At 55.9% G+C, this 18,827-nt stretch carries 20 protein-coding genes, 1 tRNA gene and 3 pseudogenes; 13 read left to right on the top strand and 11 right to left on the bottom strand.

The window, feature by feature from the left end:
• Positions 1 to 24 precede the first annotated feature (24 nt).
• Both pgsA and ACQ4OB_RS03370 read left to right on the top strand, forming a co-directional pair.
• A complete protein-coding gene (gene pgsA / locus ACQ4OB_RS03375) occupies positions 25 to 585 on the top strand; it encodes a CDP-diacylglycerol--glycerol-3-phosphate 3-phosphatidyltransferase (RefSeq protein ID WP_008150904.1) in 561 nt (186 codons plus the stop codon).
• Positions 586 to 647: 62 nt separating this feature from the next.
• Positions 648 to 723: transfer RNA gene (locus ACQ4OB_RS03370), tRNA-Gly, on the top strand.
• Between the two features lie 409 nt (positions 724 to 1,132).
• On the opposite strand, the pseudogene ACQ4OB_RS03365 reads toward ACQ4OB_RS03370, so the two are convergent.
• Positions 1,133 to 1,378 (bottom strand): annotated as a pseudogene (locus tag ACQ4OB_RS03365) (LysR family transcriptional regulator); the annotation flags it as partial.
• Between the two features lie 464 nt (positions 1,379 to 1,842).
• Here ACQ4OB_RS03365 and ACQ4OB_RS03360 point away from each other — a divergent pair.
• The 4 genes from ACQ4OB_RS03360 to ACQ4OB_RS03345 all read left to right on the top strand — a co-directional run bounded on the left by ACQ4OB_RS03360 (position 1,843) and on the right by ACQ4OB_RS03345 (position 6,153).
• Complete coding sequence (locus ACQ4OB_RS03360) at positions 1,843 to 3,177, top strand: acetamidase/formamidase family protein (protein WP_430955126.1); 1,335 nt, start codon at positions 1,843 to 1,845, stop codon at positions 3,175 to 3,177.
• A gap of 143 nt (positions 3,178 to 3,320) precedes the next feature.
• Positions 3,321 to 4,178, top strand: coding sequence for an HvfB family MNIO-type RiPP peptide maturase (locus ACQ4OB_RS03355; RefSeq protein WP_074877505.1), 858 nt, complete (start codon positions 3,321 to 3,323; stop codon positions 4,176 to 4,178).
• On the top strand, positions 4,171 to 4,926 hold the full coding sequence (locus ACQ4OB_RS03350) for an HvfC family RiPP maturation protein (protein WP_074877503.1): 756 nt from the start codon (positions 4,171 to 4,173) through the stop codon (positions 4,924 to 4,926). Before ACQ4OB_RS03355 ends, ACQ4OB_RS03350 begins: the two co-directional genes overlap by 8 nt.
• 450 nt (positions 4,927 to 5,376) lie before the next feature.
• Positions 5,377 to 6,153 (top strand): hypothetical protein, encoded by a 777-nt coding sequence (locus tag ACQ4OB_RS03345; protein ID WP_430955125.1) that lies wholly within the window; start codon positions 5,377 to 5,379, stop codon positions 6,151 to 6,153.
• A 382-nt stretch (positions 6,154 to 6,535) separates the two neighbouring features.
• On the opposite strand, the gene ACQ4OB_RS03340 is transcribed toward ACQ4OB_RS03345, so the two are convergent.
• The 6 genes and pseudogenes from ACQ4OB_RS03340 to ACQ4OB_RS03315 all read right to left on the bottom strand — a co-directional run bounded on the left by ACQ4OB_RS03340 (position 6,536) and on the right by ACQ4OB_RS03315 (position 11,502).
• Positions 6,536 to 6,901: an NIPSNAP family protein gene (locus ACQ4OB_RS03340; protein WP_074877499.1), complete on the bottom strand. Its 366-nt coding sequence runs from the start codon at positions 6,899 to 6,901 to the stop codon at positions 6,536 to 6,538.
• Between the two features lie 58 nt (positions 6,902 to 6,959).
• Positions 6,960 to 8,184 (bottom strand): annotated as a pseudogene (gene tnpC, locus ACQ4OB_RS03335) (IS66 family transposase); the annotation flags it as partial.
• A gap of 142 nt (positions 8,185 to 8,326) precedes the next feature.
• Complete coding sequence (locus ACQ4OB_RS03330) at positions 8,327 to 8,704, bottom strand: c-type cytochrome (protein WP_074877497.1); 378 nt, start codon at positions 8,702 to 8,704, stop codon at positions 8,327 to 8,329.
• 129 nt (positions 8,705 to 8,833) lie between these two features.
• Complete coding sequence (locus tag ACQ4OB_RS03325) at positions 8,834 to 9,352, bottom strand: cysteine hydrolase family protein (protein WP_074877496.1); 519 nt, start codon at positions 9,350 to 9,352, stop codon at positions 8,834 to 8,836.
• Between the two features lie 241 nt (positions 9,353 to 9,593).
• Positions 9,594 to 9,998 carry a DUF6632 domain-containing protein gene (locus ACQ4OB_RS03320; protein WP_074877494.1) on the bottom strand — a complete coding sequence of 135 codons (405 nt, stop codon included), beginning with the start codon at positions 9,996 to 9,998 and terminating at the stop codon, positions 9,594 to 9,596.
• 361 nt (positions 9,999 to 10,359) lie between these two features.
• Positions 10,360 to 11,502: a sensor histidine kinase gene (locus ACQ4OB_RS03315; protein WP_074877491.1), complete on the bottom strand. Its 1,143-nt coding sequence runs from the start codon at positions 11,500 to 11,502 to the stop codon at positions 10,360 to 10,362.
• Between the two features lie 231 nt (positions 11,503 to 11,733).
• Here ACQ4OB_RS03315 and ACQ4OB_RS03310 point away from each other — a divergent pair, with 231 nt between their 5' ends.
• Entirely contained in the window at positions 11,734 to 12,024 is a 291-nt protein-coding gene (locus ACQ4OB_RS03310) for a hypothetical protein (RefSeq protein WP_235865016.1), read from the top strand.
• A 35-nt stretch (positions 12,025 to 12,059) separates the two neighbouring features.
• Positions 12,060 to 12,191: a hypothetical protein gene (locus tag ACQ4OB_RS03305; protein ID WP_250637977.1), complete on the top strand. Its 132-nt coding sequence runs from the start codon at positions 12,060 to 12,062 to the stop codon at positions 12,189 to 12,191.
• 98 nt (positions 12,192 to 12,289) lie between these two features.
• Here ACQ4OB_RS03305 and ACQ4OB_RS03300 read toward each other — a convergent pair whose 3' ends face one another.
• Positions 12,290 to 12,784 carry a cupin domain-containing protein gene (locus ACQ4OB_RS03300; RefSeq protein ID WP_074877489.1) on the bottom strand — a complete coding sequence of 165 codons (495 nt, stop codon included), beginning with the start codon at positions 12,782 to 12,784 and terminating at the stop codon, positions 12,290 to 12,292.
• A gap of 205 nt (positions 12,785 to 12,989) precedes the next feature.
• On the opposite strand from ACQ4OB_RS03300, the pseudogene ACQ4OB_RS03295 reads away from it, so the two are divergent.
• Positions 12,990 to 13,173 (top strand): annotated as a pseudogene (locus tag ACQ4OB_RS03295) (DUF6124 family protein); the annotation flags it as partial.
• A gap of 194 nt (positions 13,174 to 13,367) precedes the next feature.
• Here the strand turns inward: ACQ4OB_RS03295 and ACQ4OB_RS03290 are convergent.
• A complete protein-coding gene (locus ACQ4OB_RS03290) occupies positions 13,368 to 13,571 on the bottom strand; it encodes a hypothetical protein (RefSeq protein ID WP_139273410.1) in 204 nt (67 codons plus the stop codon).
• Positions 13,572 to 13,608: 37 nt separating this feature from the next.
• Entirely contained in the window at positions 13,609 to 14,541 is a 933-nt protein-coding gene (locus ACQ4OB_RS03285; protein WP_430955124.1) for a LysR family transcriptional regulator, read from the bottom strand.
• A gap of 139 nt (positions 14,542 to 14,680) precedes the next feature.
• Here ACQ4OB_RS03285 and ACQ4OB_RS03280 point away from each other — a divergent pair, with 139 nt between their 5' ends.
• From ACQ4OB_RS03280 to ACQ4OB_RS03265, 4 genes are all read left to right on the top strand, one after another.
• The gene (locus ACQ4OB_RS03280) at positions 14,681 to 15,994 is read left to right on the top strand and encodes an MFS transporter (RefSeq protein ID WP_074877483.1); all 1,314 of its coding nucleotides are present in this window, start codon (positions 14,681 to 14,683) and stop codon (positions 15,992 to 15,994) included.
• A gap of 61 nt (positions 15,995 to 16,055) precedes the next feature.
• On the top strand, positions 16,056 to 16,805 hold the full coding sequence (locus tag ACQ4OB_RS03275; protein ID WP_074877481.1) for a creatininase family protein: 750 nt from the start codon (positions 16,056 to 16,058) through the stop codon (positions 16,803 to 16,805).
• Positions 16,806 to 16,917: 112 nt separating this feature from the next.
• Positions 16,918 to 17,631 carry a type 1 glutamine amidotransferase domain-containing protein gene (locus tag ACQ4OB_RS03270; RefSeq protein WP_430955123.1) on the top strand — a complete coding sequence of 238 codons (714 nt, stop codon included), beginning with the start codon at positions 16,918 to 16,920 and terminating at the stop codon, positions 17,629 to 17,631.
• 519 nt (positions 17,632 to 18,150) lie between these two features.
• On the top strand, positions 18,151 to 18,519 hold the full coding sequence (locus tag ACQ4OB_RS03265) for a hypothetical protein (RefSeq protein WP_430955122.1): 369 nt from the start codon (positions 18,151 to 18,153) through the stop codon (positions 18,517 to 18,519).
• 30 nt (positions 18,520 to 18,549) lie between these two features.
• Here ACQ4OB_RS03265 and ACQ4OB_RS03260 read toward each other — a convergent pair whose 3' ends face one another.
• The gene (locus tag ACQ4OB_RS03260) at positions 18,550 to 18,699 is read right to left on the bottom strand and encodes a hypothetical protein (RefSeq protein ID WP_430955121.1); all 150 of its coding nucleotides are present in this window, start codon (positions 18,697 to 18,699) and stop codon (positions 18,550 to 18,552) included.
• Positions 18,700 to 18,827: the final 128 nt, after the last annotated feature.

The raw sequence follows: 18,827 nt of genomic DNA, 5'->3' as shown, positions 1-18,827 counted from the left end.
CTCACCTCGTAGCCAGTTGTGCCGATGAATATCCCTAATCTGATTACCGTACTACGCGTCCTGCTCATTCCGATCTTCATTTTGCTGTTCTACCTGCCGTATCAATGGAGCTACCTGGCGTCCGCCTCGGTGTTCGCATTTGCCGCTGCCACAGACTGGCTGGACGGGTATCTGGCCCGCCGACTGGAACAAAGCACGCCGTTCGGGGCTTTTCTCGATCCCGTGGCCGACAAGCTGATGGTCGCCGTTGCGCTGGTATTGCTGGTGCAAGAACACGGTAACCTGTGGCTCACGCTGCCGGCCGCCGTGATCATCGGTCGCGAGATTGTCGTCTCGGCACTTCGCGAGTGGATGGCCGAACTCGGCGCCCGCGCTCACGTCGCGGTGTCTAACCTGGGCAAATGGAAAACCGCCGCGCAAATGCTGGCGCTGGTGATCCTGCTGGCCAATCCGTCGGATTTCACGTTCTGGGTACTGCTGGGTTACGCCTTGCTGCTGATATCCGCGGGCCTGACGTTGTGGTCCATGGTCCAGTATTTGCGGGCTGCCTGGCCGCATCTGAAGACCGACGTGGAAAAGAAATAAACTTTTTTGAATCAAGGGGTTGACGGGGCTTCTGGAATCTATAGAATGCGCCACACCAAGACGCGGGAATAGCTCAGTTGGTAGAGCACGACCTTGCCAAGGTCGGGGTCGCGAGTTCGAGTCTCGTTTCCCGCTCCAAGATTCACAAAAAACGCCACTCTATGAGTGGCGTTTTTTTGTGCGTGATATTTACACGAAGCGTTGAAAATAGAGGCTTAGGCCTCTTTTTTTGTTCCGCCGAGTTCTGCTGAAAATTACTACCAGCCATGCTTTTCTTGTACGTTAAAACGTACGTCGAGGTCCTGGCTGAAACGTCAGTACTACGTTGCTCATTGATCGTGCGTTCACAGAAGCGAATTCGCTACACTGAGAAGCCTTCCTATACTTCACCCTTCTCGGAGCGCCGGTTCAACTGACAGGAGTAGCGACGGCATCAGTTATCAACGGCATCCTGCCCATAGCAATCACCATTTTGGGCCGGACAGAGCACGATTCGCTTCCACGCAAACAACTGAAGATGCTCCATTCTGGTCGCCGCCGGTAGCCGGACGCTGTGGTGCAACCTCTCAAGTACGACGTCGACCGTTGAGAGCAATTCTTCACCAGCCGTGGTCAGCGCGACACCACGCGGTTTCCTTTCGAACAGCGGCATCTCCAGGCTTTCTTCCAAGGCATGCATCTGCTTACTCACTGCGCTTTGCGTGAGGAACAGCTCGGTGGCGGCCTGGGTAAAACGGATAAGGGTGAGTACCTGGTTTCCCTGCGACACAGGCAGCTCTCTCCACTGGCCCAAGTTTTCCATGATTGGATACTAGATAATACGTATAAGAGCGCCCCAGCAATGAGCAACACCGAGTATCGTCGAGGCGCTATTCCAATCGATCAGGTGGATAAGAACGCTTACTGAGCGATGCCCCCCACCCAGCGTACGGAGATGGCCAGGACTTTGCGCTGAGTTCACCTGCTCAGCTCTACGATTTGACTGGCCCACAAGGGCGGTGTATCAGCCGCCGAAGGTGCAACGTGTCCCGGCCGCCTCGCGGGCAAGCCAGCTCCGACAAGGTGTTGACCATAGGTTTGTATCTCTCTGTATCTAACCGGACTCTCGATACAGTCCCTATAACTCAGGCGCATGGTCGAACACAGACCAGATACAAATCTGCGCTGAACTATGCAGGCCACCTTCCTTGGCCTCATTCATCGACGGCCGTTCGCTCCTGACTCTGTTCCGCGCCTGATGCGGTCAAGGGGACCACAATGACAACATTTGTGCCTGAAACCAATCTCAATGCCACGCCGGTCGATCGCCTACGGGTCGATCACTACACCAACGGCATCATCGGCCCAAGCCAGCCAATGCTTGGGCCGCTGGCCGACGGCGGCACCTTGATCACCGGTACACCGCCGGGTTGTTGGGGGCCGATGATCACGCCGGCCTTCGAGGGTGGCCATGAAGTGACGCAACCGGTGGCCATTGCCGGTGCGGAAATCGGCGACGCGGTGGCGATCAAGATCAAACGCATGCGCGTCACCTCGCTGGCCACTTCGTCCGGGGTGATGAGCTTCGTTGAAGGTCGTTACCACGGCGATCCGTTCGTCTCCAAATTCTGCGCCAAGTGCGGCACCGAACATCCAGCCAGCCATGTCGAAGGCATTGGCGAGGATTCGATTCGCTGTAACACCTGTGGCGCAGAGGTCAGCGCGTTTCGCTTCAGCCATGGCTATGTGATCGTGTTCGATGCGCAGAATCAGGTCAGCCTGACCGTCAATCAGGACGTCGCCAATCAACTGGCCGGTAACGCAGCCGAGATGTCGGCGTTGCCGGAATTCGCCGCGCAACATTCGATCCTGTCCCTGGCGCGCGCAGACATTCCCGGAGTGGCGGCGCACATGCGGCCGTTCCTCGGCAACATCGGCACCCTGCCATCCCGTGATTTGCCCGACTCGCACAACTGCGCCGATTTCGGCCAGTACCTGATCGGCGCGCCGCACCGTTTCGGCATGACCCGCGAAGAATTGCACGCGGCCAAGACTGACGGTCACATGGACACCAACTCGATCCGCGAGGGGTGCGTGTTGATCTGCCCGGTCAAAGTGCCAGGCGCCGGCGTGTACATGGGCGACATGCACGCCCAGCAGGGCAATGGCGAGATCGCCGGGCATGCCACCGACTGCTCCGGGGAAACCGAAGTGGTGGTGGAAGTGGTGAAGAACCTGACGCTGGAAGGGCCTATCCTGCTGCAAAACCTCGACGACTTGCCGCCCATGGCTCGGCCGATGAATGCCAGGCAGCTTCAGAAAGTCCGCGAGCTGGGTGAGCGCTGGGGCCAGCACGAGATCGAGCAGAGCGGGCCGATCACGTTCATTGGCAGTGGCGAAAACCTTAACATTGCGGTCGAAAACGGCTTGCAGCGTGCGGCTGCCGTCACCGGCTTGCCTTATGACGAAGTGCTCAACCGCGCCACGATTACCGGCTCCATCGATATCAGTCGCTTGCCGGGCACCGTACGCGTGACGTTCCTGTGCCCGATGATTGTGCTGGATCGCATCGGCATCGGCCATTTTGTGCGCGAGAAGTACGACTTGGCGTAACGCGCACCGGCGGGGCTGTACCGCAATGTGTACAAACCCGCCGGCGATACAAGTCCTGCGGTTTTCCAGCGGTGCGCAACACAGGGCCGATACACGGTTACGGTTAACTGTGAGCCCGTACCGATAACTTTGAGATCGATACCATGCACACCCTCATCTCTTGCGCCAAAGCCAAAGCCAAAGCCAAAGCCAGCGCCGGGCTCGGCTTGCGACGCGGTTTAATGAATGACCTATTGGCTGCTCCGGCCGGTCATTTCGACTTTCTCGAAGTCGCGCCGGAAAACTGGATCGGCATTGGCGGTGCCCATGGCGCAGCGTTACGCAGATTGGCCGAGCGTTATCCGTTGTCGTGTCATGGCTTGTCGCTTTCACTGGGCGGGCCGTCGCCGCTAGATATCGGTTTTGTGCAAGAAGTGAGGGGTTTCCTGGATCACTACAACGTGCCGCTATACAGCGAGCATTTAAGTTACTGCAGCGACGACGGTCATCTCTACGATCTGTTGCCGCTACCCTTTACCGAAGAGGCAGTGCATCACGTCGCCGCTCGCATCCGTCAGGCCCAGGACATTCTCGGTCGTCGGCTGGCGGTGGAAAACGTCTCCTATTACGCCGTGCCACAACAGGACATGGACGAAGTAACGTTCACCAATGCGGTGCTGCGCGAGGCCGATTGCGACCTGTTGCTGGACGTCAACAACGTCTACGTCAATTCGATCAACCACGGCTTCGATCCACATGCATTCCTGGCCGGCATCGATGCCGGGCGCGTGGTGGCCATGCACATCGCTGGACACTTCGATCAGTCGGACACTTTGAAAATCGATACCCATGGCGCCTCAGTCAAACCGGCGGTGTGGTCGTTGCTGGCTGAGGCCTACGCCCGGTTTGGTGCGCAACCGACTTTGCTGGAGCGGGACTTCAACTTCCCGGCATTTTCCGAATTAATTGCCGAACTGGACACCATTCGCCATTTGCAGGTTGGGGAGATGAACTGTGCCTAAACGTTCACTGCACGAGCAGCAAAACAGCATGGGCCTGTACCTGCGCGATCCCGACCACTGCGCGCCACCACCCGAGATGGACCCGGCGCGGGCGCAGATTTATCGCGACCTAGTATTCGCCAACCTGTCGACGTTGATCAGCGGCACTTTTCCGGTGCTGGTGAAGATCCTCGGTGACCAACAGTGGCGGGCACTGGTGCGGATTTTCCTGCGTGACTACCGAGCTCACACGCCGAAATTCGGCGAGATCGCTGAGGAGTTCGTGGAGTTTCTCGCCTCTGAGCCTGCAGCACTGGCCGGTGGGTCGTGGCCACCGTTTATGGTGGAGCTTGCGCACTACGAATGGGTGGAAATGGCTTTGCAACAGTCCGAGGCCGAGCCATTGTTATCCGGTGAAAGCGAGTCGTTGTTGGATAGTCCGTTACAGGTCTCGTCATTGGCGTGGCCGTTGGCGTATGTCTGGCCGGTGCAGTTGGTGGGGCCGGATTTTCAGCCCGATGCGCCGCTGGATCAGCCAACTTTGCTGTTGGTGCGTCGTGATCTGGACTTCAGTGTGAAATTTTCTAGCTTGAGCCCTTGGGCCTTTCGATTGTTGCAACGCATCGAGCAATTCCCCAGGTTGGATGGACGGGCGCATTTGCAAGCATTGGCAGGCGAGGCGGGAATGACCGAATCACCGGAGTTCTTCAATAACGGATTGTCAATGTTGCAGCAGTTGCATGAACAACGAGTGGTGGGATTTGGCTGATAGCCCCCGTGACGTAAGGACAGATCCTACGGCGCGTTTTGCTTTTAGCGAAACGTCCTACAGCAATCTATCTGAAAATGTAACGACCTTGATGGGCTTCACGCAGGCATCGACGAGTACATTCAGTATTCAGACTGAAGTTCAACGACCTAAGCCCTGTCGAAAACAGAAATCAGGACGCTCAGGCATAGATGAGTAATCATCCAACTTTGTTAGTCAGTTCAAATCAGGTGGACACCGTCGCCTTTGGTGCCAAGCCCAGGAAGGAGCGTTGGTAACGGTTGATGACCGAAGAAGGCTAGGTCGGGTCGTTCGACTGCGGTCGATTTATTGGCGGACTCTGCATGCACATGTCGGCGATCCGAATTGCGTCATGCGGGTTTTAACTGATGAACCTGGTAAATTCGACATCCTGTTTCGCCGAGCAACATATTGTCACCACGTGCAATCATGCTCTCACCGGTGCTTGGCGGACTGATCGCTACCCACGCCGGAGGGTGGCGCGCGGTTGGGTTCGCGACTGTACTGTTTGGCGCGCTTGCACTGATCGCCTCGCTGTTCTACAAGGAGACCAATTTGCAACGCGACCCACAAGCGGGTCGGTTAAAAACGCTTCTGAGCAACTACGCCCTGTTACTTAAAGGCTCATCCTTGCGCAGCTTTTCCATTGCCATTGCCTGCACCTACGGCGCGATGTTCTGCTTTATCGCCGGTTCCTCGCGAGTGTTTGTTGGTCAACTCGGCTTGAGCCCGACCCAGTATGGCCTAGTTTTCAGCGGCATCGTTTCGGGGATGATCGCTGGCGCGATCTTTACCAACCGTACCATCATGAAGTTCGGTCCGGAAAAAATCGTGGGTATCGGCACCAGCCTAGTTGCGGTCGGCGCCAGCCTGGTCCTGGTATTTCATGAACTTATTGGCCCATCAGTGATTGGTCTAATGCTGCCAAAGATGGTGCTGACTTTGGGCGCGGGCATGGTCTTGCCGGGGGCGGTCGCGGGCGCGGTGATTCCCAACCCGAATCGCGCAGGGCTGGCGGCGGGCTTTATCGGCTTTGCCCAGATGGCTGGCGCGACTATTTCCGGCCTATTGCTCAGTCGACTTCAGGACGACTCGGACTTACCGATGGTCGCTCTGAATGCCGCCTTCGCCGTCGCCGGTTTCTTAGCCTTCCGAATCATGCGCGCGCGCAGGACTCACACTGCGAAGGTCACACTTGCGGAGTAACCTCACCAGTCGCGCTCAATTCAGATAGATCGTTCGGCCCGAAGGATAAAGCCAGCTAATTATTGACTAATCAGTTCACAGAAAACCCGGAGTCTACATCAGGCTCCGGTTTTTTTTGGAGACGCCAGGCATTGTGCTTATTTGTCCGAGGCAAACATTGGCGGGCGCTGCAACATCCAATTCAGCGGCTCTTGAGCGGGAACAGTCAGCGGCCGTCCGGATTTCACCAATAGTTTGCCTCAACGCTTAGAAATATCGAATAGTCGATAGGAACGGCTACCAAACTTCCCATTGCAACCTCGCGATAGGCGTAACCGTCCGGCCAACACATCTTCCTGATCCCCGTGTTTAAGGCTACGGGGTCTGCCTTTGTCGATGTCAGCTACGCGGATCGAGCTTCGGCTCTAGATAGATCTACGGAAGCTCTGATGGCATCAATTACGTCTTGAGCGAGCGCCATAACTGTCGTTGTACTGATTTCAATCCGACTGATAATGTCTTCTCTCGGGCCCTGTTTCCAGGCATCGCTTGCGTAAAAAACATCTTGAGATACTTGGCGATGGCTCTCGCTTTCATAGGAACGAATCAGGTGATAGCTGTCACAATCATGTAATGAGCTGCCATAAGAAACGACATCTATGCCAGCTTCTAGGTGAAGCGGAACACTTACATTCTGCATTATTTGATGAAAGTCCAATCCCGATCCTGGCTTTAAGGTGTACATCAGGATTTCAATAATTCGAGTCATTCCAAGTCTTCCATGTGGAGTTTCAACGTGAGCATCCGTACATTCCCAGCTTACGTTATTAGGCGGGAGTCCAGCTATGCGGCAGCAGTTGCGTAATCTCACTCGCTCGCTGCGTCGGCAGGCGCGTAAGGACGTCCTTCAAATAAGCATACGGTTCATGCCCGTTGAGCCGCGCCGATTGGATCAGGCTCATGATCGCCGCCGCCCGTTGTCCGCTGCGTAGCGATCCTGCGAAGAGCCAGTTCTTGCGTCCAAGAGCCCACGGCCGGATCTGGTTATCTGCCCAATTATTGTCAATGGGTACGGTCCCGTCATCAAGGTAGCGCGACAGCGCTGCCCAGCGTTTCAGGCTGTAATCCAATGCTCTGCTGATGGCTGAGCCTTCAGGCACGAGATCACGCTGGGCAATTATCCAAGCATGCAGCATATCCATCACCGGTACCGCTTTTTCTTGCCGTTTTCGGCGCCGTAAATCCGGCTCTAGGTCGTGGACTTCACGTTCGATTTCGTAAAGCAACTGGATATAACGCAGGGCCTGCTCGGCGGGCTGGCTCTTGTTGGTGGCGTGCAGCTCAAAAAACTTGCGCCGCGCATGGGCCATGCAACCGATCTCGGTGACGCCGAGTTCAAAACTGGCTTTGTAGCCGCCAAAATCGTCGCACACCAGCTTGCCCTTCCAGTCTTGCAGGAAGTTACGTGCATGTTTTCCGGCGCGGCTGGGGCTGAAGTCATAAACCACCGCTGCCAAGTCCGAGAACTGGCTGGTGGCGTAGGCTCAAACATAAGAACGGTGGGTTTTCTTTGAGCCTGGAACGAGCATCTGCACGGGTGTTTCATCGACATGGATAACCTGCTGCCCGAGCACTACGTCCCGCAACGCATCCACCAGAGGCTGTAACTGCAAGCCAGTCACGCCAACCCATTGAGCCAAAGTTGAACGTGGAATCGCCAAGCCAGCTCGACCGAAAATCGATTCCTGACGGTAAAGAGGCAGATGGTCAGCAAACTTCGCGATCATGACGTGGGCTAGCAACCCTACGGTCGGGATGCCCTTGTCGATGACCTGCGCCGGAACGGGGTACCTGGATCAGCGTTTCGCAGTCATCGCATACCCAATTGCCACGGACATGGCGTTCAACGGTAAACACGCCGGGCGTGTAGTCCAGCTTCTCGCTGACGTCTTCACCGATACGTTTCAGTGCGCAGCCACATGGGCAGTAGGTGTTGTCCGGTTCGTGATGGATCGGCGTGCGTGGAAACTCTGCCGGCAACGCAGTGCGCTTGGCTGTTTTTTTCTGACCAGCGATAACATATTCATGGATTGCCTTATCCGCTGACGGCGGAACCTGAAATGGACAAGGCAGGGTAGGGGTTGCCCCAAGGGACAGAGTCAAGCGCTGGCGACAGGACCAGGCACTTTAAAGGTCATCGTTTTTGTGAAATCACACCACCCATGTATTGATTCAAATCGCGCAGATCCTTAACGCTCCATGAGTGCGGCAAAAGCTTTACACCATTCTCACGCAAGGTTCTTGGAATCAAGTCGCCATTTGGGCGAAGTATTATCGAAGAGACAATCACGCCTGGATAATCATTCAATCGCTTTTTGAAAGCGGACGTTGTTAGATCAGGCGTAGGCGGATTGCTTTTATTGGCCAGTGGTCCTGTTGCCTTGAGATCTGTTCCGTGGCACATGCTGCATCGCTGTAGATAGAGATTTTTTCCATTGGCATTATCCGCGAAGCCTATTGAAGTTTGAGTCAGCGATAAAATTCCTAGCGAAGCGATGAATAGTATTTTCATTGTTTTTATCTTCCTTGATGGGCTCAGCGTCGATCGGACGCGATCTGGTGCGCGGGTAAGATATCAGCCGTCGCGTCGGCACCCACGCGGTCTGATCGACCCTTGGCTTGGGTCGATCAGGGGAGTGTCCTAAAAACTCCATTCCTCAGCCTGAACGACTCGGCAGAATGGCCCCGCCAAGGTTGCATTGTGGTGGGCAATGATGGCCTTTGCATTAAGCGTTGGAGTATCAGAGCAGGTATGTCCATCGGCGATGAGTACAGCATCGAAACCTAAATCGCGGGCAGCACGGCAAGTACTGTCTACGCAGTATTGAGTTTTCATTCCTGTCACGACGATGCCTTCACAGTCGCGTTCGCGTAGCTGACCGGCCAACCCGGTCGCCACAAAGGCGTTGGGACGATTTTTCTCAAAAATCACTTCGTCACCCATTAGCTGCAACTCTGGGACAAGCTCGGTGAGCGGACTGCCCGGCTCAATAGGAGATCCGGCCGGACCCAGGTGGCGAGCGAGAAAGATTGGGGCGCCGGCCTCCCGTGCGTTTCTGATTAGCCTGTTCAATGTATCGAGAAGCGCTTCACGGCCCCAGGGCCTGTCCGGGCCGTGAACGAGCCCTACCTGCATGTCGAGAATCAGTAGTGCATACATGTGCGTTTCCTTACGTTTGTGCCAATAAATCCGGGGGCAAAAAAAAGACCCGGTCCATCACTGGCGGGTCTTCGGGGTTATGAGTTGTTTTAACTCACACAACCTCCCACGACCCGCCTGTGGCGGTCGTGAAGGTTGTGGTCGATTCGATGCGTGGCGTAGTCATGACGCAGACCTTAACGTTGACGCGCTGGCCTTGCAAGTGAGCATACCCGGGATGAAAGTAGTTTCATGCCTGCTCTCAGGCCCGTTTGTGTGTCCCGGGCCGAGCGGCCAATTGCGAGCGGGGCGTCAAGATGGCCAAGGCAACCGTCACGATGAAGAGCGCCGGCACGTCACCTGCCAAGTGCCCCATTTGCCCCGGTTGGGTGACCGTCTGGACGGCCATGATTGCTCCGTGTACGGCGCTAGACCACACGGTGAACCAGATCAGGCTCAGATTGGCTAATGGATCACGTGCGGCCAGGATCAAGAACACGCCAAGTGTGGCGTAGATGCCAACGATCATCATCGGGTAGTCCGAGTGACCGACGTGCCAGGCCCAGCCGGACGGCCAGAACAACATAAGTGGGTAGAGAGCAAGGCAGGCGAGGCCAGCCAAAATTAGAACGACACGTAAATACCTGAGGCGATCGACTAAGGTCATGGCGGACTCCTCTTTGGGCCTGACTCTAATTGGACCCCAAGTGGGGTAATAACGCCTTCACGGGCTTGGTGGATAACAATCTGCTCAATCAGTCTCGGCAGTAGACCAAGCATAGCTACTCATTTGCTATCGCTCCGTCCACCGTCCGCTTCTGGCCGATTTCTGTCGGTGCTCACCGGCAGCTATGGGTCGATTTTTTCCTTTCGCCACCCTCAGATATGTGGTTTGGGGTTGGCGACAAGTTAAACATTGATAGTGGGATGGGGTGATGGTTTTAAATCCAATCCGGGATACGACTAACGCCCCTAATATTTGAGGCTTCAATCGACACAAATCTGTTGGGTGACCCGCGGTAAAGTGTCTACTTAAGCTGGGGCGATTCAGTTATTGGAAGCTTGACTAGAAAAGTGGTGCCTCCACTTGAGTCAGAACTGACATCGATTGAACCGTTATGTGATGCCACGATCTCTGACGCGATGAACAGGCCCAAGCCCAGCCCCTCTGTCGGCCCGTGATCAATTGCAGATCGCTGAGAGAAACGACCCATAGGGTTAAATATAAACGGGAGAACGTCCTCTGGTATGGGCTCTCCACTGTTATGGACGGTAAAAATAGCGCAGTCTTCTGAGGTCTCTAACTCCACCTTGATAGGGAGTTGATTATCTCCATGCTGTACAGCGTTGCTGATTACATTCGAGAAGACTTGTTCCATTCTGGCGCCATCGAATTGCCCTTGAACTGGAGTCTTCGCGTCGAACAAGACAATCGCCTCTGGATGAGACGCTCGGATTTCTTCGACAACACGTTCGCAAACGTGCGAGAGATCTAGATCCGTCGTTTTGACAGGAATGCCTGGGCCCATTTGGCAGCGTGTTAAATCAAGTAGGTCTCCAACAATTTGGCTCGCTCGCCGCACGCTTGTATATATCTGATTGGCAACCTTGGTAGCCCGGGCTCCGGCCCCTTCTGAGCGCCTCAACATATCGGCACCCAGCAAGATTGCTCCAAGCGGGGTGCGCAGGTCGTGGCCGAGAATGCCTAAAAATACGTTGCGTGACGCCTCCACCGCGCGTGAGTAACTGGCAATGGATTCGGCGAGAGCCTGATCGATGGCCTCATGGAATCGGGTCATGTCGTCGACATTAATCGGCGTGCCATCCTTCACTTGCCTCATCCACTGACTGACGACACTCGTTCTTAGTGCTCGATATTCCGACACCATTTGATCGATCGTGAAACCTGCCATTAGCCGCGTCATTGCATGCGTTTCAGCTGCGGTTTCTTCATCATCTGAAGGGGCTTGGCCTTGAGACTTGGCCGCTTGCTCTCGCTTCGTCTGCTTTGTTCGCAGGTCACTTACAATTGCCCGCAACATCTGTTCGGCATGATCTCGCAGAGCTTCACTATCGAGGTCCGCACCCGGCGTCTCAATGGTTCTGGCGAAATCTTCCCAGGCCTGCAGAATCGGCTCAAGGTTCTCAAGAATAAAATCGGACAGGCGCATGTCGGTGATCCTAATGTGAGGGCGATGCAGAGGCCGGCAGGAAAGCGAGGCTGCGCAGATACGGTGTGAGCGGGTGTTCAGCAGTGTAGGAGGTTGTTTATAGCTTTTAAAGCTCAGTGCGTATGAGGCCCGCTTTGTCGATACGCATGATCAAGGCGTCGCCAGCTTTGACACTGACCCTACCTTGATGGCTATCTTGCCGGCGTTCAAAGCCCAGAACGGTTGGCATCGTTGGGCGAGAGTTGGCACGCCACCGTGCATGAGGCAGAGAAGCGCAATGCCTTCAAAACGTTGGGTCTGGGTGGTTATTTCGATCTCAGCGACAACCCGGATCAGCCATTCCAGCGCATCCAAGGTGGCTTCCGGGCGGGGCGCAACGGCCTGCTCAATTACCTGGAACAAGCGCAATCTGCCGGTGTCTCGCATATCGCGCTCAACCCCAAGGTCAGCCGTCAACCCTATGGCGAAATCCTCGACGAACTCGGCGAGTACGTTCTGCCGTACTTCCCGTCACATTCCTGAAGTCACGCGGAGGAATCACTAAATGTCATCACTTTTTGAGTCTCGAAATTCATGCCGGTAACGGGTATCTGTTTGAACAGTTCATCAACGGCGGCTTCAACACACGTGAAGATCGTTACGGTGGTGCACCGATTGCGAGTCGCTGCTTGAGACGGTCGATGGGGTGAGTGCGCAGATCGGTAGTTCGAAGGTGGGTGTCCGCGTGTCGCCTTTTGCCCACCTGGCTGATCTGCAGCCGTTCGATAGGACCCACCGTGCAGGTTCCTTATTTTGTCGAATTACGAGGGTCGTCATGACTATCAATATACTCAAGACCTAACGGACCTGTTCCATACACTTGAGAGATGTACTCTCCTGACTTGGCCCAATGAAAATGCGGTGTATTGGCCGGGAGTACTACAACACTGCCAGGGCCGTAAGCCACTAACTTGTCTGGATCAAATACAGACCCGAAACCAATATAAAACACACCGGACATTACGGTGTAGATACGGTCTTCAGGGTGTGTATGGGGCATTAATTTAATGCCGTTAGGCACTTTGACTCGCACAACGTATGGGCCAGGCTTACTAGGGGCACCGACAAGAACTGCCAGCTTCACTTCTTTCGGGAACGCTGGAAAGTTGCGCCACTCCACGTCTTCATTATGCAAAGCCCCGGGTTCGCCGAGCGGCAAGGGTTGCGCTTGAACGAGCGACACTGTTGCACACGCGACAAGAAGGGTGGTCAGGCTAGCAGTTTTCATAATGCTCTGAATCATGAGAGACACCTTGGTTACGTCATAAATAAATCGGCGTCGTCATCTGGTTCTCTGATAAACAAGTCAAGTCGAGTCGCCGCTGAAGACACAAAATTCCTGCCAAATCTAAAGGTAGAGCACGCTTGTGATAATGCCGCTGACGCGCATTTCAGTTGATACGTAATGTAATCAATGCTCCACGCCCAACCCACCAGACACCGATCCAGTGTCCCCTACGAACCCGATTCAAAAAAACTCAACGAAGCCGCCGATCGCGCCCTCGACTTCCACTTCCCATCAAACGCCGATATCAAAGCCCCCCCGCGTACCTCCAGCAGGCTGTTTTCCGTGGACCCAGAAGCTACGGCCGAAACCCTGGCGGTTTTTTGGTCGAGACGCTGGCGTCGGTCGCTGACCTGTGGTGAGGAGGATTGTTTCCACTGAGCGGCGAAACGGGTTCAACAGATGGGCCTGCTGCGCAGGCCAGCGAGAGCGAGCGCCCTCGCGACAGGTTGCTTGTTGTTTGTGCTATCTGTTTTCGCAAAAACGGGACGCTTGGCGTCCCGTTTTTTATGGTGGTGGTATCAGCCTCCAGTGCGTTTATTCAACGCCTCTGCCGCCTCAGCGATTTCCGCCCGGCGCCTGCGCGAGCCCGCAGGCAAGCAGCGGCAAGCCCGCCATCAATCAGGTAGATCGCAAAGGAGAACGTCACGATCGACAGCACGGTGCTGACCAGAATGGAGGTCGCGGCTTCGCTTTGCGCATAGCCGGCACTGGCGGCGGTTGATAAGGGGGGCTGGTTGCGCAAGCGGCCGGGTCCAGGCGCCGAACGGGCGGGGCTCAGGTCAGGCACTCGACACTCCTGTACCAGACGCAAACATCGGCAAGCGCTGCAACATCCAGTTCAGCAGCTCTTGAGCAGGGGCGGCCAACGGTCGACCGGATTTCACCAACAGTTTTGCTTCAACCCCAAGAAGCAACGGATGGTCGATCGATACCGCCGCCAGGCTGCCGTTGGCGATTTCCCGATAGGCCGCGAATTCGCCGAGCAACGAAGCAAAACCGCCGTCCTCCACCATGCGCTTGAGCGCCGCGAGGGAGTTGCTGACGAGTACCGGGCGGATCTCGATTTTCTCGGCATACTCGAGCATCTTGATCGCATGACCGATACCGAATGTCGTGGGCGTCAGGACCAGTTGGCAGGCGAGGATATCCTCGACGGTTGCCGCCGCGCCTCGCAATGCCAATGGATGATCCGGGCGAACCAACAGCATCACCGGTTGCGAAAACGTCGCGCGATAGTCGATGTGCGGATGCGGCGGCGGATTGTACGCAAGGCCGATGTGCGCACGGTTTTCGGCGACTTCGTTGAGGACGTCGTCGACGGGCAGGATGTCCAGCCGCACATCAAGCTTGGGGTACTGCTTGCAGAACGGCGCGAGCACGTTGTCGACCAACGCATCGACATAGCCTTCGCTGATGACGACGCGCACATGGCCTTGCTGCAGGTCCTTGATCGCTTGCAACTGATCTTCGAGTTTCTCCTGGTGCGAACGATAGCCGCGCCAGAACTCCAGCAGGTGCGCCGCGGCCTCAGTGGGCTGAACACCACGTGCCTGGCGCTCGAACAGTTTTGCGCCGATTTCCTCTTCTAGCAGCTTGATCTGGCGTGTGATGACCGAGGGCGACGTATTGATGCTGTCGGCCGCGCCACGAATGGATCCGTGCGTCAGCACCTCATGAAAATACCGAAGCCGTTGTTGATTGATTTCGCGCATGCCGGGGAACTCTCTCCAGAGACGTAGCGTTGCCTGTAGAGCAACACTACACGAACTTAGTTGCTCTTGCTGGTCCTGAGGTGCCGGTGCAACATTCTTGGGGACGAACGCAGACCAACAAGAATAACGGGAGATTCGCATGTCAATTCTTCAGACGCCGGCACGAAGTGATGCCATTTCAGCCCTTTACCGCAAGCTCAACTGGCGGCTGCTGCCACTCCTGTTCATCTGTTATGTATTTGCGTATCTGGACCGGATCAACGTCGGCTTTGCCAAACTGCAGATGCAAAATGACCTTGGGCTTTCCGATGCGGCCTATGGCGCGGGCGCCGGTATTTTCTTTCTGGGGTATGTATTGTTCGAATTGCCGAGCAACCTGATGCTGCCGAAGGTCGGCGCACGGAAAACCTTCAGCCGTATTCTGGTGTGTTGGGGTATCACCTCGGCCTGCATGTTGTTCGTGCGCAACGTGCCGATGTTTTACGCCATGCGCTTTCTGCTGGGGGTGTTCGAAGCCGGTTTTGCACCGGGCATGATTTATTACCTGTCCTGCTGGTACGGTCCGAAACGTATGGCGCGGGCCATTGCGATCGTGTTTATCGCCGGCCCCATTGGCGGCATTGTAGGCGGCCCACTGTCTGCGTGGTTGATCACCACGTTCGAAGGCGTTGGCGGTCTGGCCGGCTGGCAGTGGATGTTCTTGATTGAAGGCTTGCCGTGTGTCTTCCTTGGTGTGCTGACCTTCTTCATCCTTTCCAATCGACCCGCTGAGGCGCGCTGGCTGAGCCATGAAGAAAAGGCCTTGCTGGCCAGTGAGCTGGGTGAATCGACCGGGCGTGTCCATTCGTTCCGTGCGGTGTTGCGCGACCCGAAAATCTACATTCTCGCCAGCGCCTATTTCTGCATCATCTTCTCGATCTACGCCATGAGTTTCTGGCTGCCGGCAATCCTCAAGGCCCAGGGTGTCAACGACACCATGCAACTGGGTTGGTACGCCGCGATTCCCTATGTCGCCGCCGCTTGCGGCATGTACTGGATAGGGCGCCGGTCGGACCGTGTCGGTGAAAGACGCTATCACTGTGCAGTGCCTGCGGGGATCGGCGCGATCCTGCTGCTTGTGTACCCCTTTGCCGACGGCAATCTAATGGCCGCGCTGGCCCTGCTGACCCTGGCAACCGCCATGATGTTTATGGCCTACACCGTGTTGTGGGCGATGCCCTCTGAACACATCAAGGGCGAGGCGGCGGCGGGCGGCATTGCCTTGATTAATACCATCGGTCTTTCCGGCGGCTTCTGGGGGCCGGCCATGATCGGCTGGGCAAAAACCGCAACCGGCAGCGCGAATCTTGGCATCGTTATCGTGGGTTGCGTATTTTTGTGCGCAGCGTTGGTGATCCTGTCGACCAAGCCGAAAACCCGTGACGGCGCGATTCCGGAATACAGTGCGGGTTGATCTGTTGCCACCCGCGCCTTTGTCATGTTCCGCAAGGAACCCTTTAAAAGTGAGAACTCAAATGCTTTTACACCTGTCGACCTGGGCCGAGATCGGTCAATTTCTTCAACGCAGCCGCACCATCGTGATCCCTATCGGTTCGAACGAACAACACGGTCCAACCGGTCTTCTGGGGACCGACTGGATGTGCCCGGAAATCATCGCCGGTGAAGCGCAAAAAAACGCAGACATCCTGATTGCACCGACCTTCAATATCGGCATGGCCCAGCACCATCTTGGGTTCCCTGGAACCATCTCGCTGCGTCCGTCGACCTTTATTGCGGCGATCGGAGATTGGGTGCGTTCGCTGGCCGCTCACGGGTTTGAAAAAATCCTCTTCCTCAATGGCCACGGTGGCAACGTTGCATCGATCGAGGCGGCGTTCTCTGAGCTCTACGCCGAAGCCAGCTTCGCTCGACGCCCAGCAGGGTTCGCGCTGAAGTTGTGCAATTGGTGGGACCTTGAGGGGGTAGGGGAGCTTGCGCGCGAGCAGTTCCCTACGGGGCACGGCGTGCACGCCACGCCGTCCGAGATCGCGGTCACACAATGGGCCTATCCGGATTCGATCAAATCGGCTGAATACTCGCCGCAGATCGCCCCTTGGGGCCCGATCCGCGAAGCGATGGACTTCCGCGCACGCCATCCCGATGGCCGCATGGGCTCGGACCCGGCGCTGGCGACGCCAGAAAAAGGTCGTGAACTGGTGATGTTGGCAGCGCAGAGCCTGGTGCGGGAGCTGGACGCTTTCAGCCGCGAATCAATGCCTGGCTGAACCTGCGGCTTCTCAACTCGGCCAACGCCCGGTAGAACCGGGCGTTGGTGCGTCCTGTTTGAGGGGATTTCATGATTGAACATGACGTTTATGCCCGCTTGACGGCAAGGTTATGCAAACAGGTTTCTTCCTGAACGAATTAATGCAACCGGTGCAGACCTTCATCGCGGCGGGTCAAACCGTCGTATTTGCCACCCCTAGCGGCAAGGCGCCAACCGCGGACCAGAAATCCAATGACGTGAGCTTCTGGGGCGGCGATGAAAAGGCCCGTCAGGAAAGTCTCGCGCTACTGGCCACGCTGAAGCTGACCTCGAAGAGCGACTCGCCGGCAATCAGCTTCGCGCAGGTTCAGAAAATCGGCTACGACAAGTTCGATGCCGTATTCGTGCCTGGCGGCCATATCCCGATGCAGGATCTGCTGAAGGACAAGCAACTGGGCCAACTGCTGACCAACTTCCATGAAAAAGGCAAGGTCACCGGCTTCACCTGCCATGGCACCATAGCCGTGTTGTCGACGATCCCGGATGCGCGCGGTTTTGTCTCCGCGCTGGAATCGGGCAAACAGCCGGCAGCGCCAGCCAATTGGATTTACAAGGGCTACAAAGTCACCGCCTTCACCGACGCGGAAGAGGAGCAGGCCAAAGGTTTCCTCGGCGGTGGCCATATGAAACTGTTCCCACAGGATGGCCTGACAGCAGCCGGTGCTAACTTCTCCGAAGCCAAGCCATGGAGCGAGAACGTGATCGAAGACCGCGAAGTCATTTCCGGCCAGAACCCACAGTCGGCCAAGGCAGTCGCCGTGGCCATGCTGGCGAAACTGAAGTAATCCTGGGCGGCCGGCGAGCCGGGCCGTAGGTGCTGGGGGGCGAGCTGCTTTGGCTCCAGCACCACCGTCTATCCCGTCACACTGCAAGCTTATGTGTCGGAAGACGACACTCGCACATTACGTCCAGGCCCAAGGGCGGCTTCGTAATGCCCTCGTTTAGAGATTTAGGCCCGATAGCTTTTGTTTCCGTCTTCCAATGCCCTGCTTCAAATTCTTGTGCCAACGACGTTATCGCTTGGTAGAGGGCCTCGTACAAAGTACCGGATTGGTCCGAGCTGAAGTCAAGATGTGATCGATATCTGCTAAGTCGCATCTGGCCTAACTACTTATATGCGTTCGACCTGACCCATTATTTGCATTGCACCTGACTAACCAGATACCAAAGTTGTAAGCGGCGGGAATCGACCGGTGAGGCTGGCGACAGACAGAAATCGGCCAAGAGCAGACTGTGGACAGGTAGCCGCTGATGTCTCTACGCTGGTCGATCTAGTGTCAGCACAGCGGTAAAAAGGAGTAGTCATGTTGGAAGTTGCCATTGATCGAGATAGCGTTCATGCAGGAGACGATATGCACAGTCATGAGACATCAATTAACGTCGAAGCCACCGCAACGCTAAGTCTGTTGTTAGATAAGGTGCAAACCATGGGCTACTTGCCAGGCATCAGGGGTGGCGAGGCTACCTGGATAATTTGTACGTCTGAAAAACCAATAGGCGTTTTAGCTCAGCAATGGTCAGAGCCAAAACTGACGGTGCCCGCCGACAGCATGGTAGGTGAATATTTCGCAGGCATCGAACCTCGCTTTTTATTCCGATATTGGTGCCAGAAAAATCCAGATCAGGTTTTCGACCATATCAAGGTCGGTAATGAGCCACCTCCAGTTTATTAGTGGTAAACGGCATCCCTAGCTGTAGTCCTATCACGACAGGCAGAAAACGGCCAAAAGCAGACGTTCGTGAGCGACCGTATCCAGATAGATGCGTCTTTCGCAAAAGGCCACTAAATCGGCCAGAAGCGGTCGTTCAATCTCGAGTTGCTCGCGCTCGACATGAATTTTCGTATTGGTCATAGGCGAACCGTCAGCCGCGCGTCGGGTCTGGCCACGGCCGGGGAACCAACGGTATTCACCGCTCTTATGTCTGAGTCAGCGCCTCTCAGTCCGTGAAATTGAAGTCAAAGGTTATAACGAGGCTTGCC

Origin of the sequence: Pseudomonas sp. ES4, assembly GCF_050586665.1 — a bacterium.
Lineage (GTDB): Bacteria > Pseudomonadota > Gammaproteobacteria > Pseudomonadales > Pseudomonadaceae > Aquipseudomonas > Aquipseudomonas frederiksbergensis.
Note: the sequence above shows the minus strand (reverse complement) of the source record. Positions and strands in the feature narration are given on the sequence as shown.

Bases quoted from the DNA above. Each gene is read 5' to 3' on its own strand.
- pgsA (WP_008150904.1), top strand. From the start codon at position 25: ATGAATATCCCTAATCTGATTACCGTACTACGCGTCCTGCTCATTCCG.
- ACQ4OB_RS03360 (WP_430955126.1), top strand. From the start codon at position 1,843: ATGACAACATTTGTGCCTGAAACCAATCTCAATGCCACGCCGGTCGAT.
- ACQ4OB_RS03355 (WP_074877505.1), top strand. From the start codon at position 3,321: ATGCACACCCTCATCTCTTGCGCCAAAGCCAAAGCCAAAGCCAAAGCC.
- ACQ4OB_RS03345 (WP_430955125.1), top strand. From the start codon at position 5,377: ATGCTCTCACCGGTGCTTGGCGGACTGATCGCTACCCACGCCGGAGGG.
- ACQ4OB_RS03340 (WP_074877499.1), bottom strand. From the start codon at position 6,901: ATGACTCGAATTATTGAAATCCTGATGTACACCTTAAAGCCAGGATCG.
- ACQ4OB_RS03330 (WP_074877497.1), bottom strand. From the start codon at position 8,704: ATGAAAATACTATTCATCGCTTCGCTAGGAATTTTATCGCTGACTCAA.
- ACQ4OB_RS03325 (WP_074877496.1), bottom strand. From the start codon at position 9,352: ATGTATGCACTACTGATTCTCGACATGCAGGTAGGGCTCGTTCACGGC.
- ACQ4OB_RS03320 (WP_074877494.1), bottom strand. From the start codon at position 9,998: ATGACCTTAGTCGATCGCCTCAGGTATTTACGTGTCGTTCTAATTTTG.
- ACQ4OB_RS03315 (WP_074877491.1), bottom strand. From the start codon at position 11,502: ATGCGCCTGTCCGATTTTATTCTTGAGAACCTTGAGCCGATTCTGCAG.
- ACQ4OB_RS03300 (WP_074877489.1), bottom strand. From the start codon at position 12,784: ATGATTCAGAGCATTATGAAAACTGCTAGCCTGACCACCCTTCTTGTC.
- ACQ4OB_RS03285 (WP_430955124.1), bottom strand. From the start codon at position 14,541: ATGCGCGAAATCAATCAACAACGGCTTCGGTATTTTCATGAGGTGCTG.
- ACQ4OB_RS03280 (WP_074877483.1), top strand. From the start codon at position 14,681: ATGTCAATTCTTCAGACGCCGGCACGAAGTGATGCCATTTCAGCCCTT.
- ACQ4OB_RS03275 (WP_074877481.1), top strand. From the start codon at position 16,056: ATGCTTTTACACCTGTCGACCTGGGCCGAGATCGGTCAATTTCTTCAA.
- ACQ4OB_RS03270 (WP_430955123.1), top strand. From the start codon at position 16,918: ATGCAAACAGGTTTCTTCCTGAACGAATTAATGCAACCGGTGCAGACC.
- ACQ4OB_RS03265 (WP_430955122.1), top strand. From the start codon at position 18,151: ATGTTGGAAGTTGCCATTGATCGAGATAGCGTTCATGCAGGAGACGAT.
- ACQ4OB_RS03260 (WP_430955121.1), bottom strand. From the start codon at position 18,699: ATGACCAATACGAAAATTCATGTCGAGCGCGAGCAACTCGAGATTGAA.